General features: G+C 61.1%; 20 protein-coding genes. 9 read left to right on the forward strand and 11 right to left on the reverse strand.

Annotation, left to right across the window (positions count from 1 at the left end; translation table 11 throughout):
* Positions 1-32 precede the first annotated feature (32 nt).
* Positions 33-533, reverse strand: a complete 501-nt coding sequence (locus tag AC2FNL_RS13930) for an Lrp/AsnC family transcriptional regulator (protein WP_093964666.1) — start codon at positions 531-533, stop codon at positions 33-35.
* 222 nt (positions 534-755) lie between these two features.
* On the opposite strand from AC2FNL_RS13930, the gene trxB reads away from it, so the two are divergent.
* The 4 genes from trxB to AC2FNL_RS13950 all read left to right on the forward strand — a co-directional run bounded on the left by trxB (position 756) and on the right by AC2FNL_RS13950 (position 6,164).
* Complete coding sequence (gene trxB, locus AC2FNL_RS13935) at positions 756-1,697, forward strand: thioredoxin-disulfide reductase (protein ID WP_170598760.1); 942 nt, start codon at positions 756-758, stop codon at positions 1,695-1,697.
* Between the two features lie 109 nt (positions 1,698-1,806).
* Positions 1,807-3,498, forward strand: coding sequence for an adenylate/guanylate cyclase domain-containing protein (locus AC2FNL_RS13940; protein ID WP_496834005.1), 1,692 nt, complete (start codon positions 1,807-1,809; stop codon positions 3,496-3,498).
* 195 nt (positions 3,499-3,693) lie between these two features.
* Positions 3,694-5,412, forward strand: a complete 1,719-nt coding sequence (locus AC2FNL_RS13945; protein ID WP_496834006.1) for a bifunctional sulfate adenylyltransferase/adenylylsulfate kinase — start codon at positions 3,694-3,696, stop codon at positions 5,410-5,412.
* 194 nt (positions 5,413-5,606) lie between these two features.
* Positions 5,607-6,164: a hypothetical protein gene (locus tag AC2FNL_RS13950; RefSeq protein ID WP_496834007.1), complete on the forward strand. Its 558-nt coding sequence runs from the start codon at positions 5,607-5,609 to the stop codon at positions 6,162-6,164.
* A gap of 37 nt (positions 6,165-6,201) precedes the next feature.
* On the opposite strand, the gene AC2FNL_RS13955 is transcribed toward AC2FNL_RS13950, so the two are convergent.
* From AC2FNL_RS13955 to AC2FNL_RS13970, 4 genes are all read right to left on the reverse strand, one after another.
* Complete coding sequence (locus AC2FNL_RS13955; protein ID WP_496834008.1) at positions 6,202-7,071, reverse strand: hypothetical protein; 870 nt, start codon at positions 7,069-7,071, stop codon at positions 6,202-6,204.
* The gene (locus AC2FNL_RS13960; protein WP_496834009.1) at positions 7,068-7,955 is read right to left on the reverse strand and encodes a PhzF family phenazine biosynthesis protein; all 888 of its coding nucleotides are present in this window, start codon (positions 7,953-7,955) and stop codon (positions 7,068-7,070) included. Before AC2FNL_RS13960 ends, AC2FNL_RS13955 begins: the two co-directional genes overlap by 4 nt.
* A 107-nt stretch (positions 7,956-8,062) precedes the next feature.
* Positions 8,063-8,287, reverse strand: coding sequence for a DUF1150 family protein (locus AC2FNL_RS13965; RefSeq protein ID WP_093964659.1), 225 nt, complete (start codon positions 8,285-8,287; stop codon positions 8,063-8,065).
* Between the two features lie 3 nt (positions 8,288-8,290).
* On the reverse strand, positions 8,291-8,704 hold the full coding sequence (locus AC2FNL_RS13970; protein WP_093964658.1) for an Hsp20 family protein: 414 nt from the start codon (positions 8,702-8,704) through the stop codon (positions 8,291-8,293).
* 165 nt (positions 8,705-8,869) lie between these two features.
* Here AC2FNL_RS13970 and AC2FNL_RS13975 point away from each other — a divergent pair, with 165 nt between their 5' ends.
* From AC2FNL_RS13975 to AC2FNL_RS13985, 3 genes are all read left to right on the forward strand, one after another.
* Complete coding sequence (locus AC2FNL_RS13975; RefSeq protein ID WP_496834010.1) at positions 8,870-9,094, forward strand: YdcH family protein; 225 nt, start codon at positions 8,870-8,872, stop codon at positions 9,092-9,094.
* A gap of 81 nt (positions 9,095-9,175) precedes the next feature.
* Positions 9,176-9,664 carry a 5-(carboxyamino)imidazole ribonucleotide mutase gene (gene purE / locus AC2FNL_RS13980; RefSeq protein ID WP_480695658.1) on the forward strand — a complete coding sequence of 163 codons (489 nt, stop codon included), beginning with the start codon at positions 9,176-9,178 and terminating at the stop codon, positions 9,662-9,664.
* Positions 9,657-10,724 carry a 5-(carboxyamino)imidazole ribonucleotide synthase gene (locus AC2FNL_RS13985; RefSeq protein WP_496834011.1) on the forward strand — a complete coding sequence of 356 codons (1,068 nt, stop codon included), beginning with the start codon at positions 9,657-9,659 and terminating at the stop codon, positions 10,722-10,724. The genes purE and AC2FNL_RS13985 overlap by 8 nt, the downstream gene beginning before the upstream one ends.
* On the opposite strand, the gene AC2FNL_RS13990 is transcribed toward AC2FNL_RS13985, so the two are convergent.
* From AC2FNL_RS13990 to AC2FNL_RS14015, 6 genes are all read right to left on the reverse strand, one after another.
* Positions 10,721-11,881: an alpha-D-ribose 1-methylphosphonate 5-triphosphate diphosphatase gene (locus AC2FNL_RS13990; RefSeq protein WP_496834012.1), complete on the reverse strand. Its 1,161-nt coding sequence runs from the start codon at positions 11,879-11,881 to the stop codon at positions 10,721-10,723. The genes AC2FNL_RS13985 and AC2FNL_RS13990 overlap by 4 nt on opposite strands.
* Entirely contained in the window at positions 11,878-12,651 is a 774-nt protein-coding gene (locus AC2FNL_RS13995; protein WP_496834013.1) for an alpha/beta fold hydrolase, read from the reverse strand. The genes AC2FNL_RS13990 and AC2FNL_RS13995 overlap by 4 nt, the downstream gene beginning before the upstream one ends.
* 38 nt (positions 12,652-12,689) lie before the next feature.
* The gene (locus AC2FNL_RS14000; RefSeq protein ID WP_496834014.1) at positions 12,690-13,532 is read right to left on the reverse strand and encodes a DMT family transporter; all 843 of its coding nucleotides are present in this window, start codon (positions 13,530-13,532) and stop codon (positions 12,690-12,692) included.
* A 220-nt stretch (positions 13,533-13,752) separates the two neighbouring features.
* The gene (groL, locus tag AC2FNL_RS14005; protein ID WP_093964651.1) at positions 13,753-15,396 is read right to left on the reverse strand and encodes a chaperonin GroEL; all 1,644 of its coding nucleotides are present in this window, start codon (positions 15,394-15,396) and stop codon (positions 13,753-13,755) included.
* 57 nt (positions 15,397-15,453) lie between these two features.
* The gene (groES, locus tag AC2FNL_RS14010; protein WP_093964650.1) at positions 15,454-15,741 is read right to left on the reverse strand and encodes a co-chaperone GroES; all 288 of its coding nucleotides are present in this window, start codon (positions 15,739-15,741) and stop codon (positions 15,454-15,456) included.
* 165 nt (positions 15,742-15,906) lie between these two features.
* A complete protein-coding gene (locus tag AC2FNL_RS14015; RefSeq protein WP_496834015.1) occupies positions 15,907-16,581 on the reverse strand; it encodes a DUF2161 domain-containing phosphodiesterase in 675 nt (224 codons plus the stop codon).
* 115 nt (positions 16,582-16,696) lie between these two features.
* Between AC2FNL_RS14015 and AC2FNL_RS14020 the strand changes: the two genes are divergently transcribed.
* Positions 16,697-17,680, forward strand: a complete 984-nt coding sequence (locus AC2FNL_RS14020; RefSeq protein ID WP_496834016.1) for a TraB/GumN family protein — start codon at positions 16,697-16,699, stop codon at positions 17,678-17,680.
* 110 nt (positions 17,681-17,790) lie between these two features.
* The gene (locus AC2FNL_RS14025; RefSeq protein ID WP_496834017.1) at positions 17,791-18,711 is read left to right on the forward strand and encodes a manganese-dependent inorganic pyrophosphatase; all 921 of its coding nucleotides are present in this window, start codon (positions 17,791-17,793) and stop codon (positions 18,709-18,711) included.
* Positions 18,712-18,713 lie beyond the last annotated feature (2 nt).

Genomic DNA, 18,713 nt, shown 5'->3' on the forward strand with positions numbered 1-18,713 from the left:
GCCATGCGCATCGCAAACCAGACGCGCCGGCTTTACGCCGTCCGGTTCATCCGTTCTTCCAATACGTCGAACGGCACGCCGGGTTCGTCTTTTGCACCGCGGATGACAAGCGAAGTCTTGACGCTGGCCACGTTCGGCGTGGTCAGCAACTCACCCGTCAGGAACTGTTGAAAACTGCTGAGGTCGGGGGCGACGCATTTCAGGATGAAGTCGACCTCGCCGTTCAGCATGTGGCATTCCCGGACCAGCGGCCAGTCTCGGCAGCGGTCTTCGAACGCCCGCAATTCCGCCTCGGCCTGGCTTTCAAGGCCAACCATCGCAAAGACCTGAACTTCGAACCCCAGTTCCCGGGCGTTGACCTCGGCGTGGTATCCCCGGATAAAGCCGGCCTCCTCCAGCGTGCGCACGCGCCGAAGGCAGGGTGGGGCCGAGATTCCGACACGTTTTGCGAGCTCGACATTGGTCATTCGCCCGTCTGCCTGCAGTTCTGCAAGGATCTTTCGGTCGATCTCGTCCAGCCGTGTCGTGACCATGCGGTGCTCCTGAAATTTTCGGTTCTTATATCAGCGCAGGTGCCATGCGCAATATTCTTTCGCACCAGCGCAATAATCTTTGTCTGTCGATCAGGCAAGCCGGCACCTTGGAACCACATGACGGACGCGTGAGACGAAGGGGCTTTAAGCTGACCGATGCTGTCGCTATATCGAAGCCCGGCGCCCACGACGGCGCTCAGGCAATAATCGAGTGGGGGTTCCATGGCGGAGACACGACACACCAAGGTTCTGATCATCGGATCGGGGCCTGCCGGATACACTGCGGGCGTCTATGCCAGCCGCGCGATGCTGAACCCGATTCTGGTGCAAGGCATCGAACCGGGCGGCCAGCTGACCACCACCACCGAGGTCGAGAACTGGCCGGGTGACACCGAGGTTCAAGGCCCCGACCTGATGGTGCGCATGCAGGATCACGCCAAGGCCATGGGCTGCGAGGTGATCGGTGACATCATCAACGACCTGGACCTGTCCAAGCGTCCTTTCACCGCAAAGGGCGACAGCGGCACCGTCTACACTGCGGACGCGGTCATCCTGGCAACCGGCGCACGCGCCAAATGGCTGGGGCTGCCATCGGAGGAGAAATTCAAGGGCTTTGGCGTGTCGGCCTGCGCCACCTGTGACGGGTTCTTCTATCGCGGGCAGGAGATCGTGGTGATCGGCGGCGGCAACACCGCTGTGGAAGAGGCGCTGTTCTTGACCAATTTCGCCAGCAAGGTCACCCTGATCCACCGCCGGGACGAGCTGCGGGCCGAGAAGATCCTGCAGGACCGCCTGTTCAAGAACGACAAGATCGAGCCGCTGTGGTTCCACCAGCTGGAGGAAGTGATTGGCACCGATAACCCGCTGGGTGTCGAAGGCGTGCGGGTGAAGAACGTCAAGACGGGCGAAATCACAGAGATCCCCTGCAAAGGCGTGTTCGTTGCCATCGGCCACGCGCCAGCCAATGAACTGGTAAAAGACGTGCTGGAAACCCATATGGGCGGCTATGTCAAAACCAACCCCGGCACTACGCAGACCTCGATCCCCGGCGTGTTCGCCGCCGGTGACCTGACCGACCATGTGTACCGGCAGGCCGTGACCTCGGCCGGAATGGGCTGCATGGCGGCACTGGATGCCGAACGGTTCCTTGCCGAACAGGAATGACCGCGACGCGCAGCGTTTCGGCGCTGCGCACCGCCCTCCTCTGGCACCTTGACCCGCACCGCGCGGCAACGCAGACTTGCCCCGAGCGCGGCAGATTTCAGGTGATCTTTTGAACACCCCCCTTTGGCAGGGCAGTTGGGCGACCCGTCTCAGGATCATCAGTGGTCTTGTGCTATTTGCCTTTGCTTTCTTCCATTTCATCAATATCGGGTTGGGGCTGTTTCACACCGACTACCTGCATGACATGCAGGACTCTCGGAAAACGGTCACGCGCCATTCGATTGGCAGCGCGGTCCTGTATCTTGCCCTGATCGTGCATGCAGGTCTGGCATTGGTGTCGATCGCCCAGCGCCGAACCCTGCGAATGCCCTTTCATACGGGCCTGCAGATCGTTCTTGGCCTTCTAATCCCGCTGCAACTGATCTCGCACATCGTACAGACACGCTATGCGCATCAGGTTTTCGACGTGAATGACGAGATGGGCTACATCATTATTCTGATGTGGCCAAATTCGGCCATCTGGATGCAAAGTCTGCTGATGCTGATCGTCTGGATACACGGGTGCGTCGGACTGCATATCTGGTTGCGACTGACCTCGTGGTGGCGCCAAACCGTACCCTATCTGATCGGAGTTGCCGTCTTCATCCCAAGCTTTGCCCTGGCCGGTTTGCTGACCGAAGGGCGGCGCATCTGGATGGATTTTTCGGACCCAGATCTACGCGAACAGTATATCGAACACTACAACTGGCCCGGCCCCGAAGAGTTCCAGGTTTTGTTCAGCGTCAAGGACAATGCCTTGATGGCCTTCTGGATCGCGCTTGGCGCCGCTCTTGCGTTTCATTTCGGGGGCAAGCTTTGGCGCAGACGACACTCGGTGCGCGTCAGATATGTCGATGGGCCGGAGGTGACCTCAGAGAAAGGCATGACCCTGCTTGAGATGTCACAAGCCAACGGTATTCCGCATACCGCGCTGTGCGGCGGCCGGGGGCGCTGCACCACCTGCCGCGTCATCGTCGAGGATGGCGCCGAGTCACTGCCACCGCCCAGCGAGGTCGAGGCCCGCAGCCTGAAAGCCGTGGGGGCCACACAGCGCACGCGCCTTGCCTGCCAGGTCCGCCCCTCCAGCCCCTTGACGGTTTTCCGTGTTTTCCGGCCGGATGGTGGACGCCAGCGGGCGCATGCCAGTCAGGGGCAAGAGCGTAAACTGGCCGTGCTTTTTCTGGACATGCGCGGGTTCACCGCGCGCACAACGGGGCAACTGCCCTATGACATCGTATTCCTGCTGAACCGGTTCTTTGACGCCATTGTTCCAGCCATTACCGCAGACGGCGGGGTCGTCGACAAATACATGGGCGATGGCCTTTTGGCCGTGTTCGAAACACCCGACACGTCCAGCTCGGCCCGTTCTGCCCTGAAAGCTGCGATCGACATCAGCCATGCGCTTGCGCAGTTCAACCAACAACTGTCTCAGGAAAACAGCCCCGAGATCCGCATCGGCATGGGCCTGCACCTGGGCGACCTTGTGTTGGGAGAGATCGGCGCTGCCGGCCACGCCGCCCGGACCATCATCGGAGACGCCGTGAACGTCGCCAGCCGGCTGGAAGGAGAAACCAAGGCGCTCGGGGCCGAGCTGTTGGTCTCGGAAGCCGTGCTGCGCGCGGCCGGGTTTGAGACCGATGGGCTTGACCTGCGTCTGTTCCAATTGCGGGGCGTAACCGAGCCCGTCCCTGCCCTGCCCGTCGAGCGCGCTCTGGATCTGGACCAACTTCTGGCCTCTCCAGAACAGATCGCCTCCGGTTGACGATATTGTCCCCATCCGGTGGGATTTTCGTCGCTTTTTTGGTTCAGGCCCGGAAAAACCTTCCATTCCGGGGAAAAACCGCGCATATCCTCCTTTGTTTCATGAATGTATATGGACTTCGACTGACGACCGGGGCACATGGCCCGGAAATGCACCTGAATCACTGACCGAACACACTGCCTCAAGAGTATTGCGATGACGATGTTGAGTAACCTGGCTCCGATCCCAGAACTGTATGTTTCCTATGAATCCGCCCAAAAGCTGAAAGTCGAAGCCGCCGACCTGACCAGCTGGGACCTGACCCCACGCCAGATCTGTGATCTGGAGTTGCTGATGAACGGCGGGTTCAGCCCGCTCAAGGGCTTTCTGGGTCAGGAAGACTATGACAGCGTGGTCGAAAACATGCGCCTGGCCGATGGCAGCCTTTGGCCGATGCCGATCACACTGGATGTCAGTGAAGAGTTCGCCGAACAGATCGAGCTGGGTCAGGACATCGCCCTGCGCGACCAGGAAGGCGTGATCCTGGGCACCATGACGGTGACCGACCGCTGGACCCCGGACAAGTCGCGCGAGGCCGAAAAGGTTTTCGGTGCTGACGACTTGGCGCACCCGGCCGTCAACTATCTGCACAACGTGGCCGGGAAGGTTTACCTTGGCGGTCCCGTGACCGGCATCCAGCCGCCGGTGCATTACGACTTCAAAGCCCGCCGCGACACGCCGAACGAGCTGCGCGCCTATTTCCGCAAGCTGGGCTGGCGCCGCATCGTCGCGTTTCAGACCCGCAACCCGCTGCACCGCGCGCACCAGGAACTGACCTTCCGTGCCGCGCGTGAGGCGCAGGCCAACCTGCTGATCCATCCGGTCGTAGGCCTGACCAAGCCCGGCGATGTCGACCACTTTACCCGCGTACGCTGCTATGAGGCGGTGCTGGACAAATACCCGGCCTCGACAACTACGATGAGCCTGCTGAACCTGGCGATGCGCATGGCAGGCCCGCGCGAAGCGGTCTGGCACGGCCTTATCCGCAAGAACCACGGCTGCACCCATTTCATCGTCGGCCGCGACCATGCCGGCCCGGGCAAGAACAGCCAGGGCGAGGACTTCTATGGTCCCTACGACGCGCAGGACCTGTTCCGCAAATACCAGGACGAGATCGGCATCGAGATGGTCGACTTCAAACACATGGTCTATGTGCAGGAGCGCGCCCAGTACGAACCCGCGGACGAGATCGAGGACAAGGACAACGTCACGATCCTGAACATCTCGGGCACCGAACTGCGCCGCCGTCTGCGCGAAGGGCTCGAGATCCCCGAGTGGTTCTCGTTCCCCGAGGTGGTCGAGCAGCTGCGCCGCCGCTATCCGCCGCGCAGCCAGCAGGGCTTTACCGTCTTCTTCACCGGTTTCTCGGGCTCGGGCAAATCGACCATCGCCAACGCTCTGATGGTCAAGCTGATGGAGATGGGCGGCCGTCCAGTCACGTTGCTGGACGGTGACATCGTCCGCAAGAACCTCAGCTCGGAACTGGGCTTCTCGAAGGAACACCGCGACCTGAACATCCGTCGCATCGGCTATGTGGCCTCCGAGATCACCAAGAACGGCGGCATCGCCATCTGTGCCCCGATCGCGCCCTACGCCACCACCCGCCGCGCCGTGCGCGAGGAGATCGAGCAATTCGGCGCGTTCTGCGAAGTTCACGTGGCCACCAGCATCGAGGAATGCGAGCGCCGCGACCGCAAGGGCCTGTACAAGCTGGCGCGTGAAGGCAAGATCAAAGAGTTCACTGGTATTTCGGACCCTTACGATGTGCCGGAAAACCCGGAACTGCGCGTCGAGACCGAGAATGTGGACGTGGACAACTGCGCCCATCAGGTTCTGCTGAAGCTGGAAAGCATGGGATTGATCGCCGGATCCTGAGCCACAGCCAACTGCTATCAACACTGACCCCCGGAGACATCTCCGGGGGTCTTTCATTTCCTGAACACTGCTTTGAACACCCCCCTTCCATCCGCGCAGATTTGCGGTAGTTCGACGTTTCCTCCAGAAAATGCTACTATTTGGCATATTTTGCGCAGACATAATTAATCTGCATCCTTTGGGAGGGTGAACATATGGCAACTCAGAAAAATACCGACGATGGCGGAGCCATGTTTGCGGGAGACAACCGCGCAGCGGTAATTGCCGACTACAAGATCGCCCAGTTTTCCCGGTTGCAACTTCCGGCGTTGATGGCTTCGCCGGCTGTGGCAGGGTGCCTGACACCGTTTATCCCCATAGACTGGCTGCTGGACCTTCTGAAGTCGATCCGCACCTACGCGGATTGGGTGAAGGAATGCGACAAGATCAAAGCCAAGATTCAAAAGGCGCTGGATACACTGCAGCCGCCGCCCCAGGATCACCCTTTGGGGCTTGTCGTGCCACCGGTTCCGCCGACGCCCGGCACGACCCGTCTTCGCCAGATCCTTGAGGTCATCGATGCGGCCAAGACCGCTGCCGGCAACATGGAGCCAGACTCGGCGCGCGACAGTCTCAAAGAGGCCAAGGACATGATGCACCACGACTCGGTCAAAGCCGAGTTCCGCCGGCTGAACGACGTGGATGGCTGGTATGACATTCTGGAGGAATTGCAGGACGCGATCGATTATCTGGAACGTGTCTCGCGGCGCTGACCCACTCCGGCAGAGCCAAAGTGCGCGTGTTGCACAGTCAGCCTGTTGAGAGCTGATCCCGCAGGGCCTCGGCAGCCCTCAGTTCGAACTCTCCAAAGATGGCGGCTTGCGGCTGCATCGCCCGCAGATACGGCAGGCGTTTTTCATAGTCTTCCACCGACAGCATCTGCACGGCCTGCTGGATGTCCGCCTCGGTTTCGCACAGGATCATCCCCTTGGTATCGAGGAAGTCGCCGATATTGGGGCACCCCCAATAGATCGGGACTGTCGAACACAGAACGGCGTCGATCAGCTTCTCCGAGAAGTAGTTCCTCTCGCGCACGTTTTCGATGACGACCGAATAACGATAAGGTGCCAACCCGTCTGACTTGTGCTCGAACGGTTGATAGCCGCGGCCCATGATGTCGATGTCAGCGCCTGTGTCGCGGGCCCAATCGATCAGCCTGTGCCTCAGCTGGTGCCCCTCCAGATCGCGCTTCGCCGACGCGATCAGCGAACATGACCGCGTCTTGACGACGCTCAGATCCTGCCACTCGGGGACTTGGGTCACGCCATAGGGCAGGAAAACCGCGTTGGGCAGGCTGTTCAGCAATACGTCGTGAAAGGTGAACACCCGGAAAAACCGCCGCCAGGTCCAGCGCAGCATCCGGTCGTGCTTGCCATGTATGGCCGATGGCTCGCCCATCATCAGCGATATCCGAGCCCGCGTGCCGCGCCGCAGGCGCAGGTGTACGGTGGAATTGGGATACATGATCAGGTGGTCGGAGGGCGCGAGGTCACCAACGGTCTTTCCTGACAGGCGCTCGGGGCAACCCAAAGGCCAGATCAGATCGGACAGCGGCACCGAGGCCAGTTTCGGCCCCAAGCGGTGCCCATAGGGCAGGATTGCGATCGCAGGTTCGGTCATTGCAGGCTGTCCGGCAGGTCGGTCTGGCCGCGCATCAGGACAAACCCGCGGCCGGCAACCTTGATGCCTGTCATCGCATCCGTTGGCCCGACCCGCGTTACGGTCGCCTGGCCAGGGCGGCCCATGTCGTGGCCTTGTTCGGCGACAAAGCTGTCTTTCTGCATCAGCCCGAATTTCCACAAGTAGGCCGCCATTGCACCGGTGGCGGACCCGGTGAACGGATCTTCGGGTGGGCTGGGCGGTGCCAGCAACAGACGCGAGAACGTATCCCCTTGAGCCGTGGCCCCCTGCAGGGTCACCAGAAAGGGTTCGGCCATGTCGGACCCGGCATATCCGGCAGTTTCCGCCACCCGTTGCAGTGCATCCACATTCAGTTGTGCCGCGCGCAAGGCTGCATGATCCCGCAGAACTGTAATGCAAAATGGAAGCCCGGTCGAAACCATCTGCGGCGGCGAAATGATCGCATTTGCAGGTAGGCCGATCGCAGCGGCAACAAGGTCTTCCGGCACCCGCGTGCCGAATTCGGGCGCGATCTGGGTCATCTCGATCTGGTCGCCATGCAGCTGGATTGGCACGATCCCTGCTCCGGTTTCCAGCGTCAGTGCGTCACCAGATATCATTCCACGATGGCGCATGGCAGCCACAGTCGCAATCGTCGGGTGTCCGGCAAAGGGAATTTCACGGCTGGCCAGGAAGTACCGCACTCGAATATCCGCCACATCCGATGGTCCGGTAAATGTGCATTCGACCAAAGACGTCTCGCGGACAAACGCCGTGCAAACCGATTCCGGCAAATGCGCGCCACCATGCACGACTGCACAGCCATTTCCGCCGAATGCCGTGTCGCTGAAGGCATCCACCCAATCGAAATCGAACCAGCTCATGCGCCCTCTCGTGCTTGCAGTCAGAAAGTGCCGGGAATGCAAACCCGCGGGTGGCATGTTTGACGCCTCACGCGCCGCTTGTCACGCTGAATCGGTCTGTGCCCGTGTCAGTGCACGGCCACCGGAGACAGGTCATGCTGCCGCGCCAGTACGAAGGCCAGCTTTCGATCGGCGACAAGCGCCAGTTGCTGCCCATCTGAATCGTGAACGGCATAAAGATGATCCAGATCACCCACCTGCGTGCGCACCTCGTGCGGCAGGTTGGCCACGTTCACGGCCTTCACATAGACGATCCGATTGCCTTCGGTGTTGATTTCATACGGTGTATTCATGGCTTACCCCTTCCTTATGTTGATCGTCTGCACAACGGTTTCGGGCACGGCGCGGGTCAGGTCGATATGAAGAAGACCATTTTCCATGATGGCCTCGCCGACCTCGACACCGTCGGCCAGCACGAACATGCGCTGGAACTGACGGGCCGCGATGCCGCGGTGCAGGAACACGCGCCCCTCGCTGTCGTCGCGCTGACGGCCCCGGATCACCAGTTGCCGATCTTCGATGGTGATCGACAGGTCATCCTCGGCAAACCCGGCCACGGCCAAGGTAATGCGGTAGGAATGATCCGACGTCTGTTCGATGTTGTAGGGCGGATACCCTTCGTTTCCGGCCTTTGCAGACCGTTCCAGAAGGCGTTCCAGCTGCTCGAACCCCAGAAGATGCGGGTATGAGCCAAGAGTAAGTTTTGACACGTTTTCTCGTCCTTCTTTGTCAAAGCGACGTGATGCGCGGCCCCGTAACGGCAGCTGCGCACAAGACAATATGGGATGAAACGTGTGTCTCCACAAGGTCTAGGCGGATTCACTTGAACGCACTATCTTGTGTAACACGCACCACCAGCCACACATGAGTCGCCCATGAATGCGCCCACCGACATTTCGATGAAAACCGACGAGGTTCTGCGCGTCGAACTGGAGGTGTTTCGCCAGCAGCACCGCGACCTGGACGAGGCAATCAAGGCGCTCGAATCGACCGGCACCGCCGATCAGTTGACGGTGAAGCGGCTGAAGAAACAAAAGCTGCGCCTGAAGGATATCATCCGGCTGATCGAGGATCGCCTGACCCCTGACATCATCGCCTGATCCGTCGCGGTCAACCGCATTGCCACGCAAGCGGATTTCACTATAGTGCGCGCTTCCTAACGCAGGCGGGGAACAGGGCGGATGAGCGAGATCAAGGTCGGAATCATCATGGGCAGCCAGTCGGACTGGCCCACCATGAAAGGCGCTGCAGAGATACTGGACGAACTGGGCGTGGCCTACGAGACCAAGATCGTCTCGGCCCACCGCACGCCGGATCGTTTGTGGGAGTACGGCAAGACCGCCGTGCAGCGCGGGCTGCAGGTGATCATCGCCGGCGCCGGCGGTGCCGCACATCTGCCGGGGATGATGGCGTCCAAGACGCGGGTACCGGTGATCGGCGTTCCGGTGCAGACACGGGCTCTGTCCGGTGTCGACTCGCTCTATTCCATCGTGCAGATGCCCAAGGGTTTCCCGGTTGCGACCATGGCCATCGGATCGGCCGGCGGCGCCAATGCCGGCCTGATGGCCGCCGGTATTCTGGCCCTGCAGGACGCAGCCCTGGCCGACCGGCTGGACGCCTGGCGCGCGGCGCTGTCGGACTCGATCCCCGAGGAGCCCCGCGATGAGTGACCCCTTGCAGCCGGGCGCGGTGATCGGAATTCTGGGCGGCGGCCAGCTGGGCCGGATGCTGTCGATGGCCGCGGCGCGGCTGGGCTTTGTAACCCATATCTTCGAGCCGGGCGCCAACCCGCCCGCGGGCCAGGTGGCGCATCGCGTGACCACCGCACCTTATGAGGATGCCGAGGCGCTGGCCGCTTTTGCGCAATCGGTCGATGTCATCACCTACGAGTTTGAAAACATCCCGACCGAAGCGCTGGACGTTCTGGAATCGCACCGCCCCATCCGACCCGGCCGCGAGGCGCTGCGGGTCAGTCAGGACCGGCTGACCGAAAAGACATTCCTGCAAGGCCTGGGCTTGAACACCGCACCCTTTGCCGATGTGACCGACCTGGACAGCCTGCAGGCCGCCATCGCACGGATCGGCACGCCGGCGATCCTCAAGACCCGCCGCTTCGGCTATGACGGAAAGGGGCAGGCGCGGCTGAAGTCGCCCGAGGACGCACTGGCCGCACTGGCCGACATGCAGGGCGCACCCGCGATTCTGGAAGGCTTCGTCAATTTCAGCCACGAGGTGTCGATCATTGCCGCCCGCGGGCTGGACGGCCAGGTGGCCTGCTTCGACCCCGGCGAGAACGTGCATCGCAACGGCATCCTGCACACAACCACGGTGCCCGCGCGCCTGTCCCCCGCCCTGCGGACCGACGCAGTGCTGCTGGCCGCGAATATCCTGAACGCGCTGGACTATGTCGGCGTCATGGGGGTCGAATTGTTCGTGACACCGCAGGGCCTGATCGTGAACGAGATCGCGCCACGCGTTCACAACTCGGGTCACTGGACGCAGAACGGCTGTGCGGTCGATCAGTTCGAACAGCATATCCGCGCCGTGGCCGGCTGGCCTCTGGGCGACGGGCAGCGTCACGCGGATGTGGTGATGGAAAACCTGATCGGCGACGACATGGACCGCGTGCCCGAGCTTGCGCAACAGCGCGACGTGGCCCTGCACCTGTACGGCAAGGCCGAGGTCAAGCCGGGCCGCAAGATGGGCCATTTCAACCGGATCAAACGCTAGCGTGCCGCGGCGACGAACCGCCCGGCGACATCCCCCGACAGGAAACTGACCCGGCCGCCGGCGATGGTGGCCGCCACGCGCTGCGTTTCAGCGTCCAGAATGACCAGATCGGCGCGTTTGCCGGGGTGCAGCGACCCCCGGTCCTCAAGGCCAAGCACCCGCGCGGGACCCGACGACACCAGCGCCCATGCGCCCGCCAGATCCATCAGCCCCGATTTCATCAACATCAGAGCCGCCCTGCGCGGGCTGGGATAGTGGTAATCCGACGCCAGCGCATCGCACAGCCCCATGGCGATCAGATCCAGCGCACTGACATTGCCCTTGTGCGATCCGCCCCGCACCACGTTGGGCGAGCCCAGAATGACGTGATCGCCCGCGGCCTTGGCCGCCTCGGCCGCTTCGATCGTTTCGGGAAATTCGGCGATATCCACGCCGCGCGCGCGCCAGTGGGAACGGGCCTCTGCCGTCGCATCATCATGGCTGCCCAGACGCACGCCTTGTTGGGCCAACGCCGCGCACAGCGCATCAAGCGCAGCGGGCACCTCGGAGGTGCGGGCGTGCATCTGCTGCAGCATCTTCAGATGCGCCTCGGGGCTGCGACCAGCCTTGAGCGCCTGCCCGGTCAAACGCGGCGGGGTACGCCCCTGCGCCAGACGGTCATGGGGCAGGTGATCGTTGAACACGACATAGGGCACCTGCCAGTCGGCGATGTGCCCCGGCAGGTCGGCATAATCGTCCAGCAGGTGGGTTTCGAACCGCAACTGCGGGATCAGGTCGGTGACCACGCTGCCCTTCACCGCCGCGATCGCGCGGAACACGTCGGCGGCGAACTTTGGGCCGCGTACGCCGCCCTCCCAACTGTAGAACTGCGCCAGCACGACTGTGGTGATGCCATTGGCCGCCAGCTCGGCCTCGGCAGCGCGGATGCCCTCGTCCATCTGCTTCATGGCCCCCCGGCGCGGGGCGATGTGACGCTCGAAGCCGTCCCCGTGCAGGTCGATGATGCCAGGCAGGATCAGATAGCCGCTCAGATCAACGACCGGCGCAGCGCCGCCTTCTTGGATCAAGCCGTCCGCGATCGAGAGGTCGTCACCGACAAGTCCACGGTCAGGGTGCAGAACCTGCGCCCCGGAAAAGGTCAGTTCCAATGCGGTCATCGCGTGGGTTCCGAGGCGGGTTCGGCGCAGTCCTCTCCGATGCAGATCTCATCGATGATGTCCATCACACCGTCCAGCCAGGTTATGCTGGGATCGAACTCACCGAACTCGATGAAGTGCAAAGCCTGCGCCATGACCTGCGGGTTGTTCATCATGAACGTATGCGTCACCGGCAGCACGATGTGATCGGCCATGCCCTGGACCTTGGTTTCTTCGACAGAGACTTTGCCGTCATCCGGCCCATCAACCAGCGACGAAAATACCGGATTCAAGGAGTTCTCGCCTGCAATCACCCCCAGCTCGAAGTCGACCGGCGGCAGGCGACGCGGAATGCCTTCGGGACCCGTACCCAGCTGCAGGCCGGCGGGGCCGTTCAACAGACCAAACACTTCCCAATCGCCCAGTTCATCGACCAATTGGCTGCCTTGGTTGGGCGGGCCAAGCATGACGACGCGGCCCAGATTTTGCGGATGGTGATCCTGCAGCCAGTAGCGCAACAAGATTCCCCCCATCGAATGCGCGACAACGTTGACGGTGTCATCTCCGCATGCCGCAAACGCCTCGGGTATGGTCCGGTCGGCCAGTTCCGGAATCGGAAGATCCGTCGAGCGATAACCCGGTCGCACAACGGTGTACCCGTGCACCTTGAACAACTGCTCCATGACCGAAAACGATGCTTCGGTCCGGGCAAGCCCATGCAGCAGGACAACGCATTTTGCCTGCGCGGCAATCGGCATCAGGCAAATCAATATGAAAAAGAAGATCCGCATGGCTGCCAGATAATGGCAATTCTTCAGAGAGGAAAGACCTAGCGCCGCCTCACGCGCATAACTGCCAATGCGATACCGCCCAAAACCAACCCTGCCCCGGCCATCAGCCGCAGGCTCAGTTGCTCGCCGAGCAGCGCCACACCGGCAATGATCGCAATCACCGGGACGCTCAGCTGAACTACGGCTGCAACCGCAGGCGCCAGCTGGGGCAGCAGACGATACCACAGGGCGTACCCCAACCCCGAGGTCATGCCGCCGGATACGGCCGCCAGCCCCAAACCCGCCCAGGTCAAATGCCACGCCGGAGCGCCCGCGACCAAAATGCCAGCGGTCACCGGCAGGGCCACCACAAAGTTCGAGGCCGTTCCTGCCAGCGCATCGGGCTCGGACCGACCGGCAATCGAATACGCAGCCCACCCGACCCCTGCGGCGGCCATCAAGGCTGCCCCTGTCGGGTCCACACGTGCCTCAGCGCCTGGCCACAGCACCCAGGCCAATCCGACCATCGCAATTGCTGCCCCCGCCACCTGTCGAAAAGTCGGGATCGCCCCGGCAAGGGAGCCGGCCAGAAACATCGATATCTGGACCACTGCAAACAGGATCAAGGCGCCCAATCCCGCATCAAGTGACAGATAGGCCACCGAGAACCCGACCATGTACAACGACAAGGACCCTGCTCCGATTACTCGGCGCCTGTCGAACACCCGCAGGTTGCCACCCCGCGACACGACCAATGCACAAAGGACCAGCGCACCACAGAGCACGCGAACAACGGCAAAACTCGCCGGGTCGCTGGCTCCGCTCTCAACGGCCAACCGGTTCAGAATGGAATTCGCCGCAAAGGCACACATTGTCAGGGCGGTCAGAAGAAACAGCTGCATGCCCCACCAATATCGTGTCCGCGTGCAATGGACACCCGGTTTCCTGCACTTCCGCGTGACCGGCTGCGGCGTTCCCCAGCATTGCAAGCAACGCCGGCCGAACCCCTGCGGAACACCAGAATAAACAAAACGGGGCCGCCCGAAGGCGACCCCGTTGAATTTTTTGGTATGACTTTCCCTTGCGGGTTGTCTGAATTCGCTGACGCGAGCCCGGACAGTCTTACATCATGCCGCCCATGCCGCCCATGTCGGGCATGCCAGCACCGGCGCCTGCACCTTCTTTGGCGGGCTTGTCGGCAACCATGGCTTCGGTGGTGATCAGCAGACCTGCAACCGAGGCAGCGTCTTCCAGAGCGGTACGCACCACTTTGGCCGGGTCAATCACACCGAACTTGAACATGTCGCCATATTCTTCGGTCTGAGCGTTGAAGCCGAAGGCGGTGTCCGAGGACTCGCGCACCTTGCCGGCAACGACGGCACCGTCGACACCTGCGTTTTCAGCAATCTGACGCAGCGGCGCTTCGATGGCCTTGCGAACGATGTTGATACCGGCGTCCTGATCGGCGTTGATACCTTTCAGATCGGCCAGAGCCTTGCCGGCCTGAACCAGGGCAACACCGCCACCCACAACGACACCTTCCTGAACGGCGGCGCGCGTTGCGTTCAGAGCGTCGTCCACACGGTCCTTGCGCTCTTTCACTTCAACTTCGGTCATGCCACCGACGCGGATCACGGCAACACCGCCTGCCAGTTTGGCAACGCGCTCTTGCAGCTTCTCACGGTCGTAGTCGCTGGTGGTTTCTTCGATCTGGGTGCGGATCTGGGCAACGCGTGCTTCGATCTCGGCCTTCTCTCCAGCACCGTCGACGATGGTGGTTTCGTCCTTGGTGATCGACACTTTCTTGGCGGTGCCAAGCATGTCCATGGTGACGTTTTCCAGCTTCATGCCCAGGTCTTCGCTGATGACCTGACCGCCGGTCAGGATTGCGATGTCCTGCAGCATTGCCTTGCGGCGATCGCCGAAGCCCGGAGCTTTGACGGCAGCGATCTTCAGACCACCGCGCAGCTTGTTGACAACCAGAGTTGCCAGCGCTTCGCCTTCCACGTCCTCGGCGATGATCAGCAGCGGCTTCTGCGACTGGATCACCTGCTCGAGCAGCGGAACCATCGGCTGCAGCGAAGAGAGTTTCTTCTCGTGCAGCAGGATCATGCAGTCTTCCAGCTCGGCAACCATCTTGTCAGCGTTGGTGACGAAGTAGGGCGACAGGTAGCCACGGTCGAACTGCATACCTTCGACGACGTCGGTCTCGGTTTCCAGACCTTTGTTCTCTTCGACGGTGATGACGCCTTCGTTGCCGACTTTCTGCATCGCGTCTGCGATCTGGCGGCCGATTTCAGCTTCGCCGTTGGCCGAGATGGTACCAACCTGCGCAACTTCGTCGCTGTCTTTGACTTCGCGGGCAGCGTTCTTGATTTCCTCGACGACTTTGGCGGTTGCCATGTCGATGCCGCGCTTCAGGTCCATCGGGTTCAGGCCTGCTGCGACCTGCTTGAGGCCTTCCTTGACGATGGCCTGAGCCAGAACGGTCGCGGTGGTGGTGCCGTCACCGGCTTCGTCATTGGTGCGGCTGGCGACTTCTTTCACCATCTGCGCGCCCATGTTCTCGAACTTGTCTTCCAGTTCGATTTCCTTGGCGACCGAAACACCGTCTTTGGTGATGCGCGGCGCGCCGAAGGATTTGTCCAGAACCACGTTGCGGCCTTTGGGGCCGAGGGTCACCTTCACAGCATCCGCCAGGATGTTCACACCCTTCAGCATGCGGTTGCGGGCATCGGTGTCGAACTTGACGTCCTTTGCAGACATGTCTTTTTCTCCTCGAGAAATGTTTTTGGAATGAAGATCAGAGTAAGCGCGTGCGCGTTACTCGATGATCCCCATGATGTCGCTTTCTTTCATCATCAGCAGCTCTTCGCCGTCGACGTGGACCTCGGTGCCGGACCATTTGCCGAACAGGATCTTGTCGCCGGGCTTCACAGCCATCGCGATCAGTTCGCCGCTGTCTTTCCGCGCGCCTTCGCCGGTTGCAACAACTTCGCCTTCGCTGGGCTTTTCTTTTGCGCTGTCGGGAATGATCAGGCCGCCTGCGGTTTTCTCTTCGCTTTCGGTACGGCGAACCAGCACGCGGTCATGAAGCGGTTTCAATGCCATCTTTGCAGCTCCTTGGGCTCAAAGGTTGTTTTCCTCCCCCCGCGGTCTTGCGGGGTGTTAGCACTCAGCTTGGTCGAGTGCTAACGACGCATAGCTAGGGGGTGATTTCCGGCGAGTCAACAATCGGTGATGATTTTTTTTGCGCCCAGCTGGCAGTGCGCTTAGTCAGGTCGGATCTTCCCAGCTGTAAGCCCAATGCTTCAGCCCTTCGGACCCGGAGGGCGACAGTTCATAGACGCCCTTTGCCACCTTTTCGAACCAGCCATAATGGTTTTCGCGCATGAGGCGCGTCGCCGCCGCAACGCCCGTGGCACTGGCGACCTCAGCGCCTTTGGTCGCCCCGTGTTCGGCCAGGTGCGCGGCACATTTCAGGGCATCCTGCCGATAGGCAGTGACGATACCGTGCCGAGTTGCCCCACCTAAGTTCGGATCCCCTTCCAACCGCTCGAACTCGCGCAACAGTCGCGCAGCTTTGGCCTTGTTCTTTCGCGGCGTATAAGGGCCGGGGTCACAATGGACTTCAACCCGTCCATCCGCACGAACGGTGATCAACCCCAGCCCCAACCGACGACACAGGGACAGGTTGTCCCGCAGCGCCCGGCGCGCTGACCGGCCGGTGGGCTTGCAGACGGCCACATAGACCTGATCCGATACCTTCAACCGGGTCACGGCCTGATGGAACAAGGCCAGCGAAAACCTCAGCTTCAATTCAACAATCACTGGATCGCAACCGGGCTTGACGGCCACGATGTCGGCGGCGCCGACCTCTCCTTTCACGTTGTATCCTTGCCGCTGCAACAGCGCCTTGATCGGAGGATAGAGATCCTGTTCGCGGTTCATGACGCTATGCTATGGTTTTTTCAGAGAAACGCCATACGGATACACGGCTTGCGCGCGGTAGGCGGGCGTGGCTATCTGTTCCCAAGTTCTTTCAGCCACAATCGGAATGGTCTCGATGCGCGCGTTTCTTTTTGCCCTGCTTGCCGCTCTGCATCCAATTGTGGCCCATGCCGCCTGTGACGGGCGCGATTTGCGGCAAGACATGACGCCTGAGGCCCGGGCCGAGTTGAACGCGGCCACCAGTCAGATGGCATATCCCGAAGGCAATCACTGGATTGCGCGGAAGGACAACACTGTTTTGCATCTGATCGGCACATTGCACGTCAACGATCCGCGAATGGGCCCGGTGGTGGAGCGGTTGGCACCGACTTTGAGCGAGGCGGACGCGTTTTATTTCGAGATCACTCAATCCGACATGTCCGCTTTCGAACAAGACCTGGCCAAGGATTTCAGCCCGGTCCTGATCAACTCTGGACCAACTCTAATCGATCTGATGAGCGAAGAGGACTGGGCCGTGATTTCCAAGGCGCTTTCGGCACGCGGCATTCCCGGTTGGATGGCCGCGAAACTGCGCCCTTGGTTCCTGTCGATGATGCTGGGTATGCCACCCTGCATGCTTCAGGTGCCAGATGCAGACCGGGGAATGGATGCGCGCCTGACCGAACTGGCCGAAGCTGAGGGCAAGCCGCAATATTCGCTGGAACAGATCGAAGATCTGATCGCGATCTTCGACAGCCACACGCTTGAAGAGCAGGTGCAGTCTCTGGTGCGCATGGTCGATGCGTTTGACGCCGGTGATGACCACATGGTGACCATGGCCAGCGCATATTTCGAGGAGAAACACGCAGAAATCCTGCAATTCGCAAAGATATATGGGCGCGATGCTTCGGGCCTGGCTCCCGACGTGTTTGAACAGGAATGGGCCGCATTCGAGGACCAGCTACTGGTTCAACGCAACGACAACTGGATGGAAACGATCCTGACCATCGAAAACCAGACGGCGGTGATCGCGGTTGGTGCCGGCCATCTGGGTGGAGACCATGGACTTTTGCAGCAGCTGGAACGCGCCGGATATCAACTGAGCCGCGCACAGTTCTGAGCGGTCAGCGCTTCTGTCAGACCAACCGTCGCAGCCGTGTTTCTGCCGGGTGACAACGCCAATGGACCAACCTATAAGGCGCGCAAACTCCTTATGTGCAGGAAACAGACATGACCATCCAAGTATTTGGCCACAAATCTCCCGACACCGACTCGACCGGATCGCCGATCCTGTGGGCCTGGTATCTGAACGAAGTCAAAGGCGAAAAGGCCGAACCCGTTCTGCTGGGCGAGCCCAACACCGAAGCCGCCTTCATGCTGCAACGCTGGGACCTACCCAAGCCGCGCATCATCGAGGATGTCGAGACCGATGCGCCCGTCGTCATCGTTGACACAAACAACCCGGCCGAGCTGCCTGCCAATGTCAACAATGCCGATATCCGCGCCATCATCGACCACCACAAGCTGGTCGGTGGGCTGGAAACCAAAGGCCCGATCGACATTACCGTCCGCCCGCTGGCCTGCACGGCAACCATCATGATCGACCTGATGGGCGACGACGCCGCCAAGATGCCCGAGACCGTCAAGGGCGCGGCCCTGACCTGCATCCTGTCGGACACGCTGGAGTTCCGCTCGCCCACCACCACCGCGCATGACCGCGAAGTGGCCGAGAAGCTGGCCGCCGAGCTGGGTCTGGATGTTTCGGCCTATGCTGCCGAAATGTTCGCCGCGAAATCTGACGTATCGTCTTTCTCGGACGCCGAACTGATCCGCATGGACAGCAAGGAATACGAGGTCGATGGTACCAAGTTCCGCGTGTCCGTTCTGGAAACCACCGCACCGGGCGTCGTGCTGGACCGCAAGGACAGCCTGGCCCAGTCGATGGTCGAGGTGGCCAAGGAAGACGGCGTGGACCAGGTGCTGCTGTTCGTCGTCGACATCCTGAACGAAGAGGCCACCCTGTTGGTGCCCAACGACCTTGTCAAATCGGTTGCCGAGAAAAGCTTTGGCGCTTCGGTGTCCGGCGACACGGTTGTTCTGCCGGGCATCATGAGCCGTAAGAAGCAGATCATTCCGAACCTCAAGGTCTGATC

The organism is Ruegeria sp. CRTD044, assembly GCF_059613485.1.